This is a genomic window from Amycolatopsis sp. FBCC-B4732, from assembly GCF_023008405.1.
In the GTDB taxonomy this organism is placed as follows: Bacteria; Actinomycetota; Actinomycetes; order Mycobacteriales; family Pseudonocardiaceae; genus Amycolatopsis; species Amycolatopsis pretoriensis_A.
Genome location: NZ_CP095376.1, coordinates 6,177,602 through 6,196,308 on the forward strand (window position 1 = coordinate 6,177,602; position 18,707 = coordinate 6,196,308).

An 18,707-nucleotide genomic window follows, 5' to 3' on the forward strand; every position below is an offset into this window, starting at 1 on the left:
CTACCAGCCGGACTATAGTTTCTGCATAGCGGAAGCTCAACGCCGACGTAAGGAGGGCCACCGTGCCGGCGGAGAAGAACGGTCGCGACGGCGGCGTCCAGTCCCTGCAGCGTGCCTTCGAGCTGCTGGAACACCTCGCGGACACCGGCGGCGAAGCCAGCCTGTCGGAGCTGGCGACGCTGTCCGGGCTGCCGATGCCGACGATCCACCGGCTGATCCGCACCCTGGTCGACCTGGGCTACGTCCGCCAGAACACGAACCGCCGGTACGCGCTGGGCGCGCGGCTGATCCGGCTGGGCGAGAACGCGAGCATGCAGTTCGGCGCGTGGGCGCGGCCGCTGCTGGCGGAGCTGGTCGAGGAGGTCGGCGAGACGGCGAACCTGGCGGTCCTGGAGCGCGACGAGGTCGTGTACGTGGCCCAGGTCCCCTCGAAGCACTCGATGCGCATGTTCACCGAGGTCGGGAGGCGGTTGCTGCCGCACGGGACCGGGGTGGGGAAGGCGATGCTGGCGCACCTGCCTTCCGAGGACGTCCAGGCGTTGCTCTCGCGGACCGGTATGCCGGCGTACACGGAGCACACGTTCACGGATGCGGATCTGCTGGCGGTCGAGCTTTCGAGGATCGCTTCGCAGGGGTACGCGCTGGACGAGGCGGAGCAGGAGCTGGGTGTGCGGTGCGTCGCGGTGGCGGTGCCGGGGGCGCCGGTACCGGCGGCGGTGTCGGTGTCGGGCCCGTCGGGGCGGCTGACCGCCGAGGCGGTGGCGCACATCGCCCCGGCGGTGCAGCGGGTGGCGGACGCCCTGGGTGCGAGTCTCTCCCAAGCGCCACTATCAGTGTGACAGAGGGTGATATCTAGTGACTGAAAGTGACCCTGCTGCGGAGGGTGCAGACCCCGCCGGTAAGATCGACGGCATGGCAAGACTCGATGATCTCGAAGCCCGCGTAACCGCGTTGGAGGAACAGGGACACCAGTATCGGCGAGACGCCGCGGCCGCCCGCATACTGGCCGGCGCGGCGGACCGGGATGTGTCCGACTTCAAGCAGACCTTGAATGGCCACACCCAGGTGTTGAACGCCCTGCGCGAGACCCAGGTCGAGCACGGCCAGCGGCTGGACACGCTGGAAGCCAAGGTCGACAGCGGGTTCACCAAGGTCAACATCAGCATGGAACAGATCAGCGGGCTGCTTCAGCGGCTGATCGACAAGGGCTGATCCCTCACTTCAGCTCCCCCGCCAGCAGGTCCATCAGCAGGCCGTCGTGCCAGCTGCCGTCCGCCGCCCGCTCGTAGCGGCGTAGTACGCCCACCGGCCGGAAGCCGATCTTCGAATACACCCTGATCGCCGGCTCGTTGGCCGCCGCGGGGTCGATCGTCAGGCGGTGGTGGCCCTGGTCGAACAGGTGCCCGGCCAGGGTGCGGAGGGCGTCCGTGCCGAGGCCGCGGCCGTGGAAGCCCGGGTCGATCGCGATGTCGATGCCCGCGTGGCGGTACTGCGGGTCGAGCTCCTCGCAGCTCTGGATCAGCCCGACGACGGCCCCGTCCGCCTCGATGACGTAGCAGCGGAAGCCGTCCTCGGCGGTGTAGATGCTCTCGATTTCCGACTCCGGCTCGCCCCACCAGCGGGCGACCTCCGGGGTGGCCAGGATTTCGCGTGCGCGGGCGCGATCCGCTGGGCCGATCGGGCGCAGCCGCACCCGATCGCCGTGGATGGCGGTCATGATTGTCCTCTCTCGTAGCGGATGACGGCTTCGCGACGTCTGGTACGAGGAGGGGCACGAGCGGAAGGGCGTCAACCGGGCACACCGGAATTCTGCGCCGGTCGCGCCCGTTCGTCATCCGAATATCGGCGGAGGCCGCATGGACTCGCACACCGGCGCCTTGGCGTGGCTCGCGCAGGGCGCCGCTTCGAACCTGCTGGACCGGCTCGTCGCCCGGGCGCTCGACGGGCCGCCCCCGGTACCCGCGTGGCCACGGCCCGGCGGGGCCCCCTCGGGCACCGTCGAGATCTCCGTGCGCCACCACTCGGCCGCGAAGGTCCGCACGCCGGTGATCCTCACGCTGCAGGAGGACGGCAGCCGCACGGGCACGGTGTTTTCGGTCGTGCTGGGCAACACCGCCCGCATCGCGGTCCCCGCCGGCGCCTACTTCGGCGCGGCGATGGTCCTCGACCCGGCCCACCGCACCCTGCAGGGCATCGGCTGGTCGCGGCTCACGGTGACCGCCCGCCGGACGTCCCCGTGCCTCATCCCGGCGCGCCGCCCGTCGGCACCGGTGATCCTGCAGCTGGGCCTGCGAAAACCCGACGGGACGCCGCTGTTCCGGCTTTGACGGTCGTCGCGACCGGGCGGCCGCGCGGTGCCCACCTGATCTCCGCGCTGCCCGCGGCGCCCGCCGACCGGCTCGCGTCCGGCCTGGTCATCCCGGACACCGCCAGGGAAAACCACGCCATCCGGCGCTAGCCCAGCAGGGCGTCCACGAACGCGCCCGGCTCGAACGGGGCCAGGTCGTCCGGGCCCTCGCCCAGCCCGACCAGCTTCACCGGGACGCCCAGCTCGCGCTGGACCTGAAACACGATCCCGCCCTTCGCGGTCCCGTCCAGCTTCGTCAGCACGATGCCCGTGACGTCGATGACCTCAGCGAACACCCGGGCCTGCATCAGGCCGTTCTGGCCCGTCGTCGCGTCCAGGACCAGGAGCACCTCGTCGACCTTCGCCTGCTTCTCCACGACGCGCTTGACCTTGCCCAGCTCGTCCATCAGGCCCGTCTTCGTGTGCAGGCGGCCCGCCGTGTCGATCAGGACCGCGTCGACGCCCGTGTCCACGCCGCGCTTCACCGCGTCGAACGCCACCGCCGCCGGGTCCGCGCCCTCCTTGCCGCGGACGACCTCCGCGCCCACGCGCTCGGCCCACGTCTGGAGCTGGTCGGCCGCCGCCGCGCGGAAGGTGTCCGCCGCGCCCAGGACCACCGTCTTGTCCTGGGCCACCAGGACGCGGGCGAGCTTGCCCGTGGTCGTCGTCTTGCCCGTGCCGTTGACGCCCGCCACCAGGACCACCGCGGGCTGCTTCTTGCCGTCGACGATGTGGGGCAGCGCCCGCACCGCGCGCTCGCTGCCGGTGGACAGCTGCGCCGTCAGCACCTCGTGCAGCACCTCGCGGGCCTCGGCCGACGAGCGGATCGCGCGCCGCGAGAGCTCGTCGCGCAGGCGGTCGACGATCTGGGTCGTGGTGGCCGCGCCCAGGTCGGCCATCAGCAGCGTGTCTTCGACGTCCTGCCAGGAGTCCTCGTCGAGGTCGCCGGCGCCGAGCAGGCCGAGCAGGCTCGTGCCGAACACCGAACGCGACTTCGCCAGCCGGCCGCGCAGGCGCTCGATGCGGCCCGTCGCCGGGTCGATCTCCTCGACCACCGGAGCGGCCGGAGCCGGCGCGGCGGGCGCGGCGGGCTCTTCGGGGAGCTTGACGTCGCGGACCGTGCGCTGCGCCGAATCACGCGGCACGGCGGCGTCATCGCCGACCGCGGGCTGGCCTTCGGTCTCCGGCCGGTCCTCGACCGGGTGCTCGGGCGCTTCGGCCGACCCGCCGGGCGCGAGGGCGATGCCCCCGCTGGCCGCGTAGGAGCCGCCCTTCGGCTTCTCCTCGACCTCGCGCTTGGCGTCCAGGCTGATCCGGCGCTTGCGCGCGACCAGCAGGCCGGTCACCAGGAGGGCGACCAGCACGACGACGGCCAGGACTACGAACAGGAACCAGGTGCTCGACACGGGACCCATCCTTCCATCCGCACCGCGCGGACCCGGACACCCCGTCCACACAGGCAATTCGCCACCAGATCGATCCCGATTGGGCCAAGACTTCACCAAGTGGGTTGCGTCACAGGAAGACCTGCACTAAACCCCTCCGGATGGGTAACCACGGCTTCCGGGTGATCGGCCTGATTTCGGGCACGTCGGTCGACGGCATCGACGTGGCCGCCGCCGACCTGCGCGCCGAGGACGACACCGTGGTGCTGACGCCGCTCGGCGAGCTCGACGTCCCCTACCCGGAACCGCTGCGCGAAGCCCTCCTCGCGGCCCTCCCGCCCGGCCCCTGCACCGCCGGCGAGCTGACGCGGCTCGACACCGGCGTCGGGCAGGCGTTCGCCGACGCCGCCCGGCGCGGGGCCGAAGAACTCGCCGGCGGCAGCGCGGACCTGGTCGCTTCGCTCGGCCAGACGGTGTTCCACTGGGTCGAGGAAGGCCACGTCCGCGGCACCCTCCAGCTCGGCCAGCCGGCCTGGATCGCCGAGCGCACCGGCCTGCCGGTGGTCGCCGACCTGCGGGCCCGCGACGTCGCCGCGGGCGGCCACGGCGCTCCCCTGGCGAGCACGCTCGACCAGCTGTGGCTGCGCGGCCTCGCCCAGGACACCGGGCGCCCGGTCGCCGCGCTCAACCTCGGCGGCATCGCGAACATCACCGTCGTCGCCGACGGCGCACCGGCGATCGCCTACGACACCGGCCCCGCCAACGCGCTGCTCGACCTCGCCGCCCACCGCGTCACCGGGCAGCGCAGCGACGTCGACGGGCGGCTCGCGCTCGACGGCTCGGTGCGCGCCGACCTGCTCGGCAGGCTGCTCGCCGACCCCTACTTCGCCGCCGCGCCGCCGAAGTCGACCGGCAAGGAGCACTTCAACGCGGCCTACCTCGACGCCGCGCTGGCCGGCCTCGACCCGGTCGGCCCCGCCGACCTGCTCGCGACGCTGACCGAGCTGACCGCCGTGACCGTGGCCGAGCGGTGCCGCCGCCACGGCGTCACGATCGTCATCGCCTCCGGCGGCGGCATCCGCAACCCGGCGGTGATGACGGCGCTGGCGCGGAACCTGCCTTCGGCCGTGCTCAAGACCAGCGACGACCTCGGCCTGCCCGGCGCCGGCAAGGAGGCGTACCTGACCGCGCTGCTGGGGTGGCTCACCTGGTGCGGCGTGCCCGGTACGGTGCCGTCGGCGACCGGTGCCCGCGGGCCGCGCCTGCTCGGCGCGCTCGTGCCGGGTGCCGGGCCACTGATCCTTCCCGCCCCGCTGGGGGGCACCGTGACGCGGTTGCGAGTCGCGGAGAAGGCCGGATGAGGGTAGGAGAAGTCCATGCGTGGTGTTGACCTCGCGATCATCGTGGTCTACCTGGCGGCGATGCCGCTGATAGGCGTGCTCGTCGGCCGGAAGCAACGGTCGGCGGCCGACTACTTCGTCGGTGAGCGCAGCCTGCCGTGGGGTGCGGTGATGCTGTCCGTGGTGGCCACGGAGACCTCGACGCTGACCGTGATCAGCACGCCGGGCCTCGTCTTCGGCAACGCGTTCCTGTTCCTGCAGCTGGCCTTCGGCTACATCATCGGCCGGACGGTCGCCGCGTTCGTGCTGCTGCCGCGGTACTTCCGCGGCAACCTCGTGAGCGCGTACGCGTTCCTCGGGAAGCGGTTCGGCTCGGGGCTGCAGGGCACGGCGTCGGTGACGTTCGTGATCACCCGGCTGCTCGCCGAGGGCGTCCGCCTGTTCGCCGGCGCGATCCCGATCAAGGTCATCCTCGGGCACTACGACATCCATCTCGACTACTGGGTGATCGTCGTCATCCTGACCGCGCTGACGCTGATCTACGCCTACATCGGCGGGATCAAGGCGGTCGTCTGGGTCGACGTCATCCAGCTGACCCTCTACCTCGGCGGCGCCGCGGTGGCCGCGATCGTGCTGCTAAACAAGCTGCCCGGCGACTGGATGACCCAGGCGTCCGACGACGGCAAGTTCATGCTCGTCGACTTCACGAAGAACCTGCTGACCAGCCCGTACGCGTTCATCACGGCGGTGCTCGGCGGCGCGGCGCTGTCGATGGCCTCGCACGGCGCGGACCAGCTGATCGCGCAGCGGCTGATGGCCACGCGCAGCCTGCGCGACGGCCAGAAGGCGCTGATCGGCAGCGGCATCATCGTCACCATCCAGTTCGCACTGTTCCTGCTGGTCGGGGCGATGCTGTGGGTGTTCAACGGGCGCAAGTCGGTCGCGCAGCTCGGCCTGCAGAGCCCGGACGACGTGTTCTCGCGTTTCATCATCGACGACCTGCCGGCCGGCGTCTCGGGTCTGCTCATCGCGGGCGTGCTCGCCTCGACCATGGGAGCGCTGGCTTCGGCGCTCAACGCGCTTTCGACGTCCACTGTGGCCGATCTCTACCAGCGGTTCACCAAGCGCGCGCCGGAAGATTCGAAGCTGCTCAAGCACGGTCGCATGTGGACACTCATCTGGGCGGTCGTGTTCGCGGTGTTCGCGTCGCTGTTCTCCACCACGAAGAACTCGGTCATCGAGCTGGGTCTCGCGATCACCGGGTACACCTACGGCGCGCTGCTCGGGTCGTTCCTGCTCGGCCTGCTGATCAAGAAGGCGCGGCAGGTGGACGCGATCATCGCGTTCGTCGCCACGGTCGTCGTGATGGCGTTCGTCATCCTCGGGGTGAAGTTCAGCGCGAAGACCGGTGGTCTGATCGGGATCGACTTCTCGAAGGCGGCCGGGGATCGCGTGGCCTTGGCGTATCCGTGGTACACGCTGCTGGGCGTGGTGATCACACTGGTCGTGGGCGGGTTGCTGTCGCTGCGGCACCGGACGCCGGACCCGAAGGCGGCCGAAGCCGAGGCCGTGGGCGAGAGCGAAGAGGTCACCGCCGCCTGATCCTTCTGAACCGTTTCCGGCGGGCGCCCGTGTCGGTTTGCGGGAGCCCGCCGAGAAGCGGCGGGAGGACTTCGAAGGTGGACTTCATGAAGCGGATGACGGTGGCGCTCGCGATCGGCGGCCTGCTCCTCGGCGGCGCGGCGACGGCCTCGGCCACCCCGGCGGCCCCGCGCGTGCCGGACGCGATCAAGGTCCCGGCGGGCAACAAGGCCCTGGCCGCGTACCCGGCCGAGGGCGTGCAGATCTACGGCTGCACCGCCGGCGCGTGGACGCTGATCCAGCCCGCGGCGGTGCTGTCGAAGCACGGCAAGCCGGTGGCGCTGCACAGCAAGGGCCCGGTCTGGACGTCCATCGTGGACGGCAGCACGGTCGGCGCGGCGGCGGTGGCCAACGCCCCGCGCGACGGCGCGATCCCGGAACTGCTGCTCAAGGCGAACCTGAACACCGGCGACGGCGTCTTCGGCAAGGTGACGTACATCCAGCGCCTCAACACCCGCGGCGGCGTGGCTCCGGCGGGAGCGTGCACCGACGGCGCCCAGACGGCGGTCCGCTACTCGGCCGACTACGCCTTCTGGGTCGCCGGCTGAGGGGATGTGACCGCTCTCCCGCTCCCGTGACCTGGGAGCGGGAGAGGGGGTCTCACATGGGGTTCTTCATCGGTGTCGGCGTGGTCCTCGCCGTAGTCCTCGTGATCGCGCTGGCGCTCGACCGATCCGACCGCAAGCGAGGCGTCGAACGCGGCATGATGACGCCGCGCGGGCGCCGGCCGCGGATCGACGACGCCACCCACATCGGCAACGATCTCGGCACCTACGAGCCGCGCGCGCGGGGCGACGACCGCCGCGCGCCGCGCGAAGACGACATGTGACGCGTCAGCCGACCGCGACCGGTTCGTCGTCGGCCGTGCGCAGGCGCTGCGAGATCACCTTCGTGATGCCGTCGCCCTGCATGCTCACGCCGTAGAGCGCGTCGGCGATCTCCATCGTCGGCTTCTGGTGGGTGATGATGATCAGCTGGGACGAGTCGCGCAGCTGCTCCAGCAGGCCGATCAGGCGGCGCATGTTGGTGTCGTCGAGCGCCGCCTCGACCTCGTCCATCACGTAGAAGGGTGAGGGGCGGGCGCGGAAGATCGCGACCAGCATGCCCACCGCGACCAGCGACTTCTCGCCACCGGAGAGCAGCGACAGCCGCTTGACCTTCTTGCCCGGAGGGCGGGCTTCGACGTCGACGCCGGTGCTGAGCAGGTCGTCCGGCTGGGTGAGGACCATCCGGCCCTCGCCGCCGGGGAACAGCACGCTGAAGACTGTTTCGAACTCGCGGGCCACGTCGGCGTACGCGCCGGCGAAGACCTCGAGGATCTTCTCGTCGACCTGCTTGATGACGGCTTCGAGGTCCTTGCGGGTGTCCTTGAGGTCTTCCAGCTGCGTGGAGAGGAACTTGTACCGCTCCTCCAGCGCCGCGAACTCCTCGAGCGCGAGCGGATTCACCTTGCCCAGCAACGACAGGTCCTTCTCGGCGCGCTTGGCGCGGCGGGCCTGGGTGTCGCGGTCGTAGGGCATCGGCGGCGGCGGGGTGACGTCCTCGCCGCGGTCCTTGGCCGCTTCGTACTCGGCCATCTCGCCCGCGCTCGGCGGGACCGGGACGTCCGGGCCGTACTCCTGCACCAGATCCGTGAGGCCGATGCCGAAGTCCTCGGCGATCTTCGCTTCCAGGGTCTCCAGGCGCAGCCGCTGCTCGGCGCGCAGGACCTCGTCGCGGTGCACGGCGTCGGTCAGCTTCTCCAGCTCGCCGGTCAGCTCGCGGACCTTGGCGCGGACGCCGGTCAGCGCCTGCTCGCGGGTCTGGCGGCGGGCCTGGACCTCGTCGCGTTCGGTGGCCGCGCGCTGGACGGAGTGCTCGATGCGGTCGAGGGCGATCTCGCCGCCGTTGACCACGGCGTTCGCGATCTCGGCGCCACGCTTGCGGGCGGCGGCGGCGCGCTCGGCGCGTTCGCGGGCCTGCTGCTCGGCGTGCGCGGCGCGGCGGAGCCCTTCGGCCTTGCCCGCGATGCTGCGCGCCCGCTCCTCGGCGGTGCGCTGCGCGAGCCGCGCTTCCATCTCCTGCTGCCGGACGACGGCCAGCTCCTCGACGGCGGCGTCGCGCTCGGCGGTGTCCGGGTCGTCCTCGACCGGCTGCTCGGCGACGGCGGCGAGGCGTTCCTCCAGCTCGGCGAGCTGGGCCAGCGCCTGGACGCGGCTCTGCTCGACCTTCGCGCGCTGCCCGGAGAACCGCTCGACCTCGGCCTGCGCCTGGCGGGCGGCCTGCTGCATCCGGTTGAGCCGCTCCGACGAGCGCGCCTTACGGACCTTGGCCTCGCCGAGCGCGTCCTTGGCCTGCGAGACCTCTTCGCGGCGCGCCTGCTGCTCGGCGCGGGCGCCTTCCAGCTCGGCCGCGTAGCGCTCCAGCGAGCGCTCGGCCAGGCGGAGCCGCTCGGCCGCTTCGTCGACGGCGGCCTGGACCTCGATCACGCTCTCGCGCTTGCCGGAGCCGCCGATCGCCCAGCGGGCGCCGAAGACGTCGCCCTCGGCGGTGACCGCGCGGACCTCCGGGTGCACCGCGACCAGGTGCCGGGCCGCGTCGAGGTCGCGGACCAGCGCCAGCTTCTCGAGGGCCTGCTCGACGGCGGGCCGCAGCTGCGCGGGCGCCGTGACGACCTCACGCGCCCAGCGCGCGCCTTCCGGCAGCGACGGCCACGAGTAGGTGTCCACAGTGGACTCCGGACCGCCGAGCAGGATACCCGCGCGGCCGGAATCGGTGTCCTTCAAGTACTTCAGCGCGCGCAGGGCGTCTTCGCCGCCGGTGACGGCGACCGCGTCGGCCACCGGGCCGAGCGCCGCGGCCAGCGCGACCTCGTACCCGGGCTCGACGGTGAGCAGCGCGGCGACCGAGCCGAGCAGGCCCGGCAGCTCGTGGGACGCGCCGAGCAGCGCGCCCGCGCCGTCCTTGCGCCGCAGGCCCATCGACAGCGCCTCGACGCGCGCCTTCTCCGACGCGATCTCGCGCTCGGCCGCGCGTTCGGCCTTCACCAGCTCTTCGACGCGCGCCTTGGCCGCGTTGTTGGCTTCGACCGCGCGGTCGTGGCGGTCCATCAGGCCGGCGTCGTCGGACTCCTCGACGCCGCCCTCGGCCTTGGCCATCTCGAGTTCTTCGACGGCGATCTCGGCGCGCTCGGCGGCCTCTTCGAGGGACACGCTGAGCCGGTCGATCTCGTCGGAGGTGGCGCCGTTCTTGCTGCGCAGCGCCTCGACCTGGCCGGTCAGCTTGGCCATGCCCTCGCGGCGGTCGGCGATGGCGCGGACCGCCGCCCAGTGCGCGCGCTCGGCGGCCTGGACGCGCTGTTCGAGGTCTTCGCGGCGCAGCACGGTCTCGGCGAGCAGCTCCCGGGCCTCCATGACGGCCTCGTTGAGCTCCTCTTCCTGCTCGGCGACCCGCTCGGCCTCTTCGAGGAGCTCTTCGGGGTCGCGGCCGCCGGTCGACGTCGTGACGTCGGCGGAGAGGTGCCGCTGCCGCTCGATCGCGAGGCGGACGGTGCCGCGCAGGCGCTCGGCCAGCGCGGACAGCTTGTACCAAGTCTCCTGCGCGGTCTGCAGGAGCGGCGCGTCCTCGGCGAGCGACGACTCCAGCTCGGCTTCCTCGGCGGAGACGAGCTCCAGGTGCTGCTCGACCTCCCCGCGGCGCTGGCGGGCGGTCTTCTCGTCGGCTTCTTCGCGCGCGATCGCGTCCCGCTGGGTGACCAGGTCGTCGGCGAGCAGGCGCAGGCGGGAGTCGCGCAGCTCGGACTGGACGGACTGGGCCTTGCGGGCGATCTCGGCCTGCTTGCCCAGCGGCTTGAGCTGGCGGCGCAGCTCGGTGGTGAGGTCGCCGAGGCGGTCGAGGTTGCCCTGCATGTTGGCCAGCTTGCGCAGGGTCTGTTCCTTGCGCTTGCGGTGCTTGAGGACGCCGGCGGCCTCTTCGATGAAGGCGCGGCGCTCTTCGGGCTTGGACTCGAGGATCGCCGAGAGCTGGCCCTGCCCGACGATGACGTGCATCTCGCGGCCGATGCCGGAGTCCGAGAGCAGTTCCTGGACGTCCATCAGGCGGCAGCGGTCGCCGTTGATCTCGTACTCGCTCGCGCCGTCGCGGAACATCCGGCGGGTGATCGACACCTCGGAGTACTCGATGGGGAGCGCGCCGTCGGCGTTGTCGATGGTGAGGGTGACCTCGGCGCGGCCGAGCGGGGCGCGGCCCGCGGTGCCGGCGAAGATGACGTCCTCCATCTTGCCGCCGCGCAGGTCCTTGGCGCCCTGGGTGCCCATGACCCAGCGCAGCGCGTCCAGCACGTTCGACTTGCCGGAGCCGTTCGGCCCGACCACGCAGGTGATCCCGGGCTCGAAGCGCAGCGTGGTGGCCGAGGCGAAGGACTTGAAGCCCTTCAGCGTCAAGCTTTTCAGGTGCACTGGGTGCTGACCCCTCTGGCTGCCGGTACTGGCGTTTCAATCGTCCCAGGCTACCTGGGGGCCTCCGGGGCCCGCCGGACGCGCCCCCTCCTCGGCGCGCCTAGCACACCGGGCGCCGCCGCGGCAACCATGCGTCACCGCTCGGCGAAGCCGCTGAGTCCCCCTTTCGGGTCGGACCAGCGCTCGGCGACGTGCTCCACACTTCCGGGTGATTCTCCCGACCGCAGCGCGGCCAGCAGCCGCGCACAGTGGTCCCGGCTACCCTCCGCTATGACCTCGACACGCCCGTCGGCGAGGTTGCTCGCGCTCCCGACCAGACCCAGTTCGAGCGCACGGCTGCGCGTCCACCAGCGGAAACCGACCCCTTGGACCCGGCCGCGCACCCACGCCGTCACCCGGGTGTTCGTTTCTTCCTCACTCACGCCATCTCTCCCTTCCGGGTCAACTGACCGCGCACAGTAACGGATCAAGGCCACTACCTGGGCGAATACCCGCACGCCGGTGATAGCCTCCGGGCCGAGGTCGCTCCCCCGCCGCGGGCGCAGTGCCCCGTTACCGACCTCGCCCGCGCCTCCCCGAAGCTTCCCCCAAGGAGCCTGTATGCCCCGCCCCGACGGGATCACCAGGATCGACACCGCGCCGCCGAAGAGCAGCAAACCGAACCGCACCGGGTACGTGGTGCTCGGGGTCGCCGGCCTGGTGGTCGCGACCGCGTTCGCCGCCGTCGCCGAGCTGGCGGGCCCGGACCCGGCCACGACCGCGGGCAGCACCGGAGGCACCGGCGGCCAGGGCACCTCGCAGGCCGGCCTGCAGACGATCCCGACCACCCCTTCGTCGGCGGGCCCGTCGACGGTGGGCGCCCCGACGAGCGAGTCGGCGGCGACGTCGTCGAGCGCCCCGACCACGGTCGTGTCGGTCAGCCCGGACGGCAAGACCACGACGACGCTGGTGACCCAGCCCCCGCCGCCCCCGCGCAGCGACACGGGCGGCAACCCGCCACCGGTCACGACGACGCCGAAGCCGCCGACGACCACCCCGAAGCCGCCGACGACGACGCCCACGACCCCGCCGACGACCACCCCGACCACGGAGCCGACGACGCCGACTTCCGGCGGCGGCACGAGCACGGGTGGCGCGCCGACCTCGACCGGTACGTCTTCCGGCGTGACCGGAAGCTCGACCCGCGCGCAGTAAGCGAACTCCCTGAAGGCCTTCTTCGCGGCACTTTGATGCCGCGAAGAAGGCCTTCAGTGCGTTCCGGCCGTGGCGGAAGCCCCAACGGCGGTATGGGTCGCACGCCGGACCTGGATAGTTTCGAACCGCGCGTGAGCGCCGTCGACACAGCGGGCGACCGGGGGTGCCATGGCGGATTCCGAGGAGGCAGGCGAGGCGCGGAACATCGCTTCCGGTGTCACCGGAAGCGTGGTCGTGCAGGCGGGCGTGATCCACGGGGGCGTCCACATCCACCACCAGCCGCACGAGAGCGCGTGGCGCTCCCGGCTGAGTGCGACGTCGATCCTCTCGATGCGCCGGGACGTCGCGGCGTTCACCGGCCGGGAAGACGAGCTCCGGGACCTGGTCGGCGCGATCGGCGAAGCCGGCGGGATCCACGCGATCGACGGCATGCCCGGCGTCGGCAAGACGACTTTCGCGGTGCACGTCGCGCACCTGCTGGCGGACCGCTTCCCGGACGGGCTGATGTTCCTGCCCCTGCACGGTCACACGGCGGGGCAGCGCCCGGTGGAGCCCGGCGCGGCGCTGGCGTCTCTGCTCGCCGCGACCGGCGTCGACGCCCAGGCCATGCCCGCCGGCCTCGACGACCGCGCCGCGCTATGGCGTCACCGCATGGCCGGGAGCCGGGTGCTGCTCCTGCTCGACGACGCGGTGGGGCACGAGCAGGTGCGCCCGCTCCTGCCCGGCTCGGCGACGTGCGTCGTCCTCATCACCAGCCGGCGACGGCTCGAGAGCGTCGAAGACCTGAACCCCGTCTCGCTGGGGGTGCTGCCCCGGAGCGAGGCCGAGGCGCTGTTCATCCGGCTCTCGCGAACCCGGGACGCCGATCCGGAAGCCCTCGCCGAGCTGATGGAACTCTGCGGGTACCTGCCGCTGGCGATCAACCTCCTGGCCGGCCGGCTGCGCCACCACCCCTCGTGGAACCTGCGTCACCTCGTCGGCAAGGTCAGCCGCACGAAGGACCGCCTCGCCGAACTGCGTGCCGAGAACCTCGCGGTCGCGAGCGCGTTCCAGCTCTCCTACGACGACTTGCCGGTGGCCGAACGGCAGCTGTTCCGGCGGCTCGGCCTGCACCCGGGCACCGACATCGACAGCTTCGCCGCGGCCGCGCTCGACGGGCGCCCGGTGGACGCGACGGCGGACCGGCTCGACGCGCTCTACACCGACCACCTGGTCGACGAACTGCTCCCCGGCCGCTACCGCTGTCACGACCTCATCCGTGAATACGCCCGCACGCTGACCGGGCACGACCCCGCCGCCGAGAACGACCACGCCCTGTACCGTCTCCTCGACTACTACCTGCACTGCGCGACCACCGCGGGCGCCCGGCTCCCCGACCACCGCGGGAACGCGGCGCTCCCGCGGCTGAAGCCCGGCCACCTCCCGGACCGGCTCCCCGACCTCGGCTCGGTGCGGTCGGCGCGCGAGTGGCTGGACGCCGAGCACGCCAACATCGGCTCGTGCCTCGACCGGGTGGCACGAGACCGGCCCGTGCGATCGGTGTACCTCGCCGACGCTCTCCAGCCCCACCTCGAGTTCCGGGGGCACTGGGCGCTGGCTCTCGCCGTGCAGCGAACTGTCCTCGAAACCGCCAGGGAACGGTCCGGCGAACGTGAACAAGCCGTCGCGCTCACCCATCTCGGTCGCATGCAACGACGGGTCGGCGCGCACGCGGAGGCCGAGAAGAGCCTCTCCGCGGCCCTCGCCATCCAGGTCGGCCGGGGTGACGAGCTCGGGCAGGCGAACGCCTTGATCAACCTCGGTGCGGCCAGGGCGAGGCTGGGGAACTACCGGGCGGCGATGGCGGACTTCACCCGGGCGCAGGAACTCTACGGCCGGCTCGGCGACCAGCTCGGCCGCGCCAACGCGCTCAAGGACCTCGGAGAAGTGCAGATCCTGGTGGGGGACCGGGAAACGGCCACCACGACGCTCGCCCTCGCCCGCGAGTTGAGCGTCGCGGCCGGAAGCCGTCGCGGCGAAGCGAACGCGCTCATCGGGCTCGGCCGCATCCACTACCTGAGCGGCGATTACCCGGAAGCCACCGAGACGCTCAGCCGCGCCCACCGGCTCCACGTCGAGCACAGCGGGCCGCTCGACGAGGCCAACGCTCTCGTCGCGCTCGGCCGCGTCCACCACCTGACCGGGCAGTACCGGCGCGCCGACGAGGCCTTCACCGCGGCCCACGACATCTACACCGGGCTCGGGCACCGGCACGGGCAGGCGGCCACGCACAAGAACATCGGCCGGGTCCGGCAGGCCACCGGCGACCTCCCCGCGGCCGTCGCGGAGCTGACCCGGGCTCACGACCTCCACGTCGAAACCGGCGACCGCAACGGTCAGGCCGAGGTGCTCAACGACCTAGGGTCCCTGCACGAAGCCCGCTCCCGCCTCCCCGAGGCGATCGACGCGTACCGGCGGGCCTGGCGGCTGACGGTCGAGACCGATTCGCTCCCCCAGCAGGCGATCGCCTTGGAGGGACTCGGGCGCTGTCTGGTGGAAAGCGGCGATACCGGCGAAGGAACCGAGAGCCTGCAGGCCGCTCTCGAACTCTGCCGACAGCTGAAAGCGCCGAGGACGGCTCAGCTCGCCGCGTTCATCGCCTCGCTCTCCGATCGGCCCGGAGGTCGCTGACGATCGCGTCGCGAAGCAACCCGCCGTAGCTCTAGGTACCGCGGCCACGCCGCCACAGCGGCTCGGCCACCGCGGCCCCCAGCATCGGGCCGATCCCGATGATGCCGCGGGTCCACGGGTCCTCGACGCCGAACGCCGCCGCCACGCCCACGCCCGCCAGGTAGCCGAACGCCACCGAGGCGAGCACGCCCAGTACGCGGGACCGCAGGCTGCGCCGCCGTGGCGAAGACTCCTGCTCGCTCATGCGCGGTCCCGGCTCGCCTGGGTGTAGCGGAACCAGTAGCAGCCGGCCGCTGCCAGTTCGACCACCGCCACCACGGCCAGGAACGCCTTCACGTCGCCGGCGGTGCAGGCCAGGACGCCGGACGCGAGGCCGCACACCGTCCAGATGATCGCCAGCAGCAAGGCGGGCTTCGCCGGGAGGCGGCCGCCGGGTATCCCTCTCACCCGGGCGGGGTCCCCGGCGGGTCAGGCCTCGAAGCGGTAACCCATGCCCGGTTCGGTGAGCAGGTGACGTGGCCGCGATGGCTCCGGCTCCAGCTTGCGGCGCAGCTGGGCCAGGTAGACCCGCAGGTAATGGGACTCCGTCTCGTACGACGGTCCCCACACCTCGTGCAGCAGCTGCTTCTGCGCCACCAGCCGGCCGCGGTTGCGGACCAGCAGTTCCAGCACTCCCCACTCCGTCTTCGTCAGGTGGACTTCCGAACCGTCGGTGCGGCGGACGCGCTTGGCCGCCAGGTCGACGCTGAACGACGACGTCTCCACCACCGCCTCGGCGCCGTCCGCGCCGGTCACCGCCGAGCGGCGGACCGCGGCCCGCAGGCGCGCCAGGAGTTCGTCCATGCCGAACGGCTTCGTCACGTAGTCGTCCGCGCCCGCGTCGAGGGCCTGGACCTTGTCGGCCGAGTCGCCGCGCGCGGACAGCACGATGATCGGGACCGTCGTCCAGCCGCGCAGGCCCGCGATCACCTCCGTGCCGTCCAGGTCCGGCAGGCCGAGGTCCAGGACCACCACGTCCGGCTTGGTTTCGGCCACCGCCTTGAGCGCGGCCGTGCCGTCGTGCGCGGTGATCACCTTGTAGCCGCGGGCGTTGAGGTTGATCCGCAGTGCCCGCACGATCTGCGGCTCGTCGTCCACCACCAGCACGGTGGCACCCGGGTCGCTCATCGCACCCCCTCTTCCTGGAACTCGACGCTGAACGCGGGCAGCGAAACCACGATGGTGAGCCCGCCGCCCGGGGTGTCCTCGGCGCGGATCGTGCCGCCCATCGCCTCGGTGAAGCCCTTCGCCACCGACAGCCCGAGCCCGACGCCCGGGGTCGTGTCGCGGTCGCCGCCCAGGCGCTGGAACGGGGCGAACGCCGAGTCCGCCGCGCCCTTGCGCAGGCCCTTGCCGTGGTCGACGATCCGCAGCTCGACGTGCCCGGAGTGCGCGGAAGCCCGCGCGGACACCGGCGAACCCCCGTGCCGCAGGGCGTTGTCCAGCACGTTCGCCACCACGCGCTCCAGCAGGCCGGGGTCGGCGAGCACCACCGGGAGCTGGTCGTCGACGGCCACTCGCACCGCGCCGGAGTTGTCCACGGTGGACAACGCGTGCGCGACGACCTCGTCGTACCCCACCGGACGCAGGTGCGGCTTCACCGCGCCGGTGGCCAGCCGCGAGGAGTCGAGCAGGTTGTCGATCAGGCCCGCGAGCCGGTCGGCGGACAGCTCGATGGCCTCCATCAGCTCCGCGGTGTCCTCTTCGGACAGCCGGAGGTCGGGCGCGCGCAGGCTGCCGATGGACGCCTTGATCGACGTCAGCGGCGTGCGCAGGTCGTGCCCGACGGCCGACAGCAACGTCGTGCGCAGCTCGGTCGCCTCCGCTTTGCGCTCCGCCGCCGCGGCCGCGGCCGCCGTCCGCTGCTGGCGCAACGCGAGCAGCGCCTGCCCGGCCACGGCTTCCAGCACGCGCCGGTCGGCCGCCGGCAGCGCCCGCCCGCGCAGGGTCAGGTGGACGTCGGCGGTGACGGCGATGTCGACGTCGGCCTCGTCCGGGTCCGCGCACGGCCGTTCCCCGGCGGCCGCCACGCCCTGCCACGCGCCTTCCTGCTTCTCCAGCAGCGTCACCGACGTCAGCCCGAAGTTCTCGCGGACCTTCTCCAGCAACCGCTCGATCGGGTTCGCGTGGGTCAGCACGGTCCGCGCGTAGGAGGCCAGCAGCGCCGCCTCCGTCCGCGCCCGCGCCGCCTGCGTGGCCCGGCGCGCGGCCTGATCGACGACCAGCGCGACGAGCACCGCGACCACGACCATCGCGATCAGCGTCACGAGGTTCTGCGGCGTGTGGACGGTGAGCGTGTACAGCGGCGGGGTGAAGAAGAAGTTGAGCAGCCCGGCGCCGAGCACGGCCGCGACCAGCGCCGGGCCGAGCCCGCCGACGAGCGCCACGACGACCGTGGCCAGCACGTAGGAGATGACGTCGGTGGCGAAGTCGAGGCCGGCCGGGATGAAGAACCCGACCACGGTGACCAGCACCGGCAGCACGACGCTGAGCACCCAGCCCGCGACCAGCCGCGAGAACCCCAGCGGGCTCGCGCCCAGCCGCGTCCGCAGCCGCCCGCCCGCCTCGGAGTGGGTGACCATGTGCACGTCGATCGACCCGGACTGCCGCACGACCCCGGCGCCGATGCCCTCGTCGAACAACCCCGCCACGCGAGAACGCCGCGAGGTCCCGATCACCAGCTGGGTCGCGTTGACGCCGCGGGCGAAGTCCAGCAGCGCGGCCGGGACGTCGTCGCCGACGACGGTGTGGAAGGTCGCGCCCACCTCCTCGGCCAGCGTGCGGCAGCGGGCCATCGCGGTCGGGCCGATGCCGGACAGGCCGTCGCCGCGCAGGATGTGCAGCACCTGCAGCTCGGCGCCGGCCCGGGTGGCGATCCGGCTGGCGCGGCGGATCAGCGTCTCGCTCTCCGGCCCGCCGGTGATCGAGACGACGACGCGTTCGCGCGTCTCCCAGGTGTCGGTGATGCTCTGCTCGGCGCGGTAGCGCTGCAGGGCGACGTCGACCTGGTCGGCGACCCAGAGCAGGGCCAGCTCGCGCAACGCGGTCAGGTTGCCCGGGCGGAAGTAGTTGCCGAGCGCGGCGTCGATCCGCTCGGCCGGGTAGACGTTGCCGTGCGCGAGCCGCCGCCGCAGCGCCTCGGGCGTGATGTCGACCAGCTCGAGCTGCTCGGCGCGGCGGACGACCTCGTCCGGCACGGTCTCCTGCTGCGTGACGCCGGTGATCCGCTCGACGACGTCGTTGAGGCTCTGCAGGTGCTGCACGTTGACCGTGGACAGCACGTCGATGCCCGCTTCGAGGAGCTCCTCGACGTCCTGCCAGCGCTTGGCGTTGCGCGAGCCCGGCACGTTGGTGTGCGCGAGCTCGTCCACGACGGCGACCTCGGGCGCGCGGGCGAGGATCGCGTCGACGTCCATCTCGTCGAACTCGCGGCCGCGGTGACCGGCGGGCCGCCGCGGCACGAGCTCCAGGCCGTCCAGCAGCACCGCGGTCTTCTCCCGGCCGTGCGTCTCCACCAGCCCGACGACGACGTCGGTGCCGCGGTCCAGGCGCCGGCGCGCTTCGCCGAGCATGGCGAACGTCTTGCCGACGCCCGGAGCCGCGCCGAGGTAGATCCTCAGCTCCCCCCGGCGCGGCTTGTTCACGGTGGTCACGC

General features: G+C 72.4%; 18 protein-coding genes. 10 read left to right on the forward strand and 8 right to left on the reverse strand.

The features are described from left to right. The first annotated feature begins 62 nt into the window (after positions 1-62). Together MUY14_RS26920 and MUY14_RS26925 are read left to right on the forward strand one after the other, a co-directional pair. Positions 63-839 carry an IclR family transcriptional regulator gene (locus MUY14_RS26920; protein WP_247013077.1) on the forward strand — a complete coding sequence of 259 codons (777 nt, stop codon included), beginning with the start codon at positions 63-65 and terminating at the stop codon, positions 837-839. A gap of 73 nt (positions 840-912) precedes the next feature. Then, entirely contained in the window at positions 913-1,212 is a 300-nt protein-coding gene (locus tag MUY14_RS26925) for a hypothetical protein (RefSeq protein ID WP_247013079.1), read from the forward strand. A 4-nt stretch (positions 1,213-1,216) separates the two neighbouring features. On the opposite strand, the gene MUY14_RS26930 is transcribed toward MUY14_RS26925, so the two are convergent. Then, positions 1,217-1,717, reverse strand: a complete 501-nt coding sequence (locus tag MUY14_RS26930) for a GNAT family N-acetyltransferase (protein ID WP_247013081.1) — start codon at positions 1,715-1,717, stop codon at positions 1,217-1,219. A gap of 139 nt (positions 1,718-1,856) precedes the next feature. Here MUY14_RS26930 and MUY14_RS26935 point away from each other — a divergent pair, with 139 nt between their 5' ends. Then, positions 1,857-2,327 (forward strand): hypothetical protein, encoded by a 471-nt coding sequence (locus tag MUY14_RS26935; RefSeq protein WP_247013083.1) that lies wholly within the window; start codon positions 1,857-1,859, stop codon positions 2,325-2,327. Next, positions 2,324-2,458, forward strand: a complete 135-nt coding sequence (locus tag MUY14_RS46995) for a hypothetical protein (protein WP_281506185.1) — start codon at positions 2,324-2,326, stop codon at positions 2,456-2,458. The genes MUY14_RS26935 and MUY14_RS46995 overlap by 4 nt, the downstream gene beginning before the upstream one ends. Here MUY14_RS46995 and ftsY read toward each other — a convergent pair. After that, the gene (gene ftsY, locus MUY14_RS26940) at positions 2,455-3,753 is read right to left on the reverse strand and encodes a signal recognition particle-docking protein FtsY (RefSeq protein ID WP_247013085.1); all 1,299 of its coding nucleotides are present in this window, start codon (positions 3,751-3,753) and stop codon (positions 2,455-2,457) included. The two genes, MUY14_RS46995 and ftsY, sit on opposite strands and share 4 nt — an antisense overlap. A gap of 140 nt (positions 3,754-3,893) precedes the next feature. Between ftsY and MUY14_RS26945 the strand changes: the two genes are divergently transcribed. The 4 genes from MUY14_RS26945 to MUY14_RS26960 all read left to right on the forward strand — a co-directional run bounded on the left by MUY14_RS26945 (position 3,894) and on the right by MUY14_RS26960 (position 7,542). Beyond that, positions 3,894-5,093 carry an anhydro-N-acetylmuramic acid kinase gene (locus MUY14_RS26945; protein ID WP_247013088.1) on the forward strand — a complete coding sequence of 400 codons (1,200 nt, stop codon included), beginning with the start codon at positions 3,894-3,896 and terminating at the stop codon, positions 5,091-5,093. 15 nt (positions 5,094-5,108) lie between these two features. Continuing rightward, a complete protein-coding gene (locus MUY14_RS26950; RefSeq protein WP_247013090.1) occupies positions 5,109-6,674 on the forward strand; it encodes a sodium:solute symporter in 1,566 nt (521 codons plus the stop codon). 86 nt (positions 6,675-6,760) lie between these two features. Further along, entirely contained in the window at positions 6,761-7,261 is a 501-nt protein-coding gene (locus MUY14_RS26955) for a DUF3455 domain-containing protein (RefSeq protein WP_247013092.1), read from the forward strand. Positions 7,262-7,317: 56 nt separating this feature from the next. Next, positions 7,318-7,542 (forward strand): hypothetical protein, encoded by a 225-nt coding sequence (locus MUY14_RS26960; protein ID WP_247013094.1) that lies wholly within the window; start codon positions 7,318-7,320, stop codon positions 7,540-7,542. Positions 7,543-7,546: 4 nt separating this feature from the next. Here the strand turns inward: MUY14_RS26960 and smc are convergent, their stop codons facing one another. Both smc and MUY14_RS26970 read right to left on the reverse strand, forming a co-directional pair. After that, complete coding sequence (gene smc, locus MUY14_RS26965) at positions 7,547-11,149, reverse strand: chromosome segregation protein SMC (RefSeq protein WP_247013095.1); 3,603 nt, start codon at positions 11,147-11,149, stop codon at positions 7,547-7,549. A gap of 134 nt (positions 11,150-11,283) precedes the next feature. After that, the gene (locus tag MUY14_RS26970; RefSeq protein WP_247013097.1) at positions 11,284-11,571 is read right to left on the reverse strand and encodes an acylphosphatase; all 288 of its coding nucleotides are present in this window, start codon (positions 11,569-11,571) and stop codon (positions 11,284-11,286) included. A 178-nt stretch (positions 11,572-11,749) separates the two neighbouring features. Between MUY14_RS26970 and MUY14_RS26975 the strand changes: the two genes are divergently transcribed. Together MUY14_RS26975 and MUY14_RS26980 are read left to right on the forward strand one after the other, a co-directional pair. After that, complete coding sequence (locus MUY14_RS26975; protein ID WP_247013099.1) at positions 11,750-12,343, forward strand: hypothetical protein; 594 nt, start codon at positions 11,750-11,752, stop codon at positions 12,341-12,343. Between the two features lie 168 nt (positions 12,344-12,511). Continuing rightward, positions 12,512-15,013, forward strand: coding sequence for a tetratricopeptide repeat protein (locus tag MUY14_RS26980; RefSeq protein WP_247013101.1), 2,502 nt, complete (start codon positions 12,512-12,514; stop codon positions 15,011-15,013). Positions 15,014-15,044: 31 nt separating this feature from the next. Here the strand turns inward: MUY14_RS26980 and MUY14_RS26985 are convergent, their stop codons facing one another. The 4 genes from MUY14_RS26985 to MUY14_RS27000 are packed head-to-tail and all read right to left on the reverse strand — an operon-like array spanning position 15,045 to position 18,705. Then, entirely contained in the window at positions 15,045-15,257 is a 213-nt protein-coding gene (locus MUY14_RS26985; protein WP_247013103.1) for a hypothetical protein, read from the reverse strand. Then, positions 15,254-15,460 carry a hypothetical protein gene (locus MUY14_RS26990; RefSeq protein ID WP_247013105.1) on the reverse strand — a complete coding sequence of 69 codons (207 nt, stop codon included), beginning with the start codon at positions 15,458-15,460 and terminating at the stop codon, positions 15,254-15,256. Before MUY14_RS26990 ends, MUY14_RS26985 begins: the two co-directional genes overlap by 4 nt. Before the next feature lie 21 nt (positions 15,461-15,481). Beyond that, positions 15,482-16,180 carry a response regulator gene (locus tag MUY14_RS26995; protein ID WP_247013107.1) on the reverse strand — a complete coding sequence of 233 codons (699 nt, stop codon included), beginning with the start codon at positions 16,178-16,180 and terminating at the stop codon, positions 15,482-15,484. After that, positions 16,177-18,705, reverse strand: coding sequence for a DUF4118 domain-containing protein (locus MUY14_RS27000; RefSeq protein ID WP_247013109.1), 2,529 nt, complete (start codon positions 18,703-18,705; stop codon positions 16,177-16,179). Before MUY14_RS27000 ends, MUY14_RS26995 begins: the two co-directional genes overlap by 4 nt. Between the last annotated feature and the right edge of the window lie 2 nt (positions 18,706-18,707).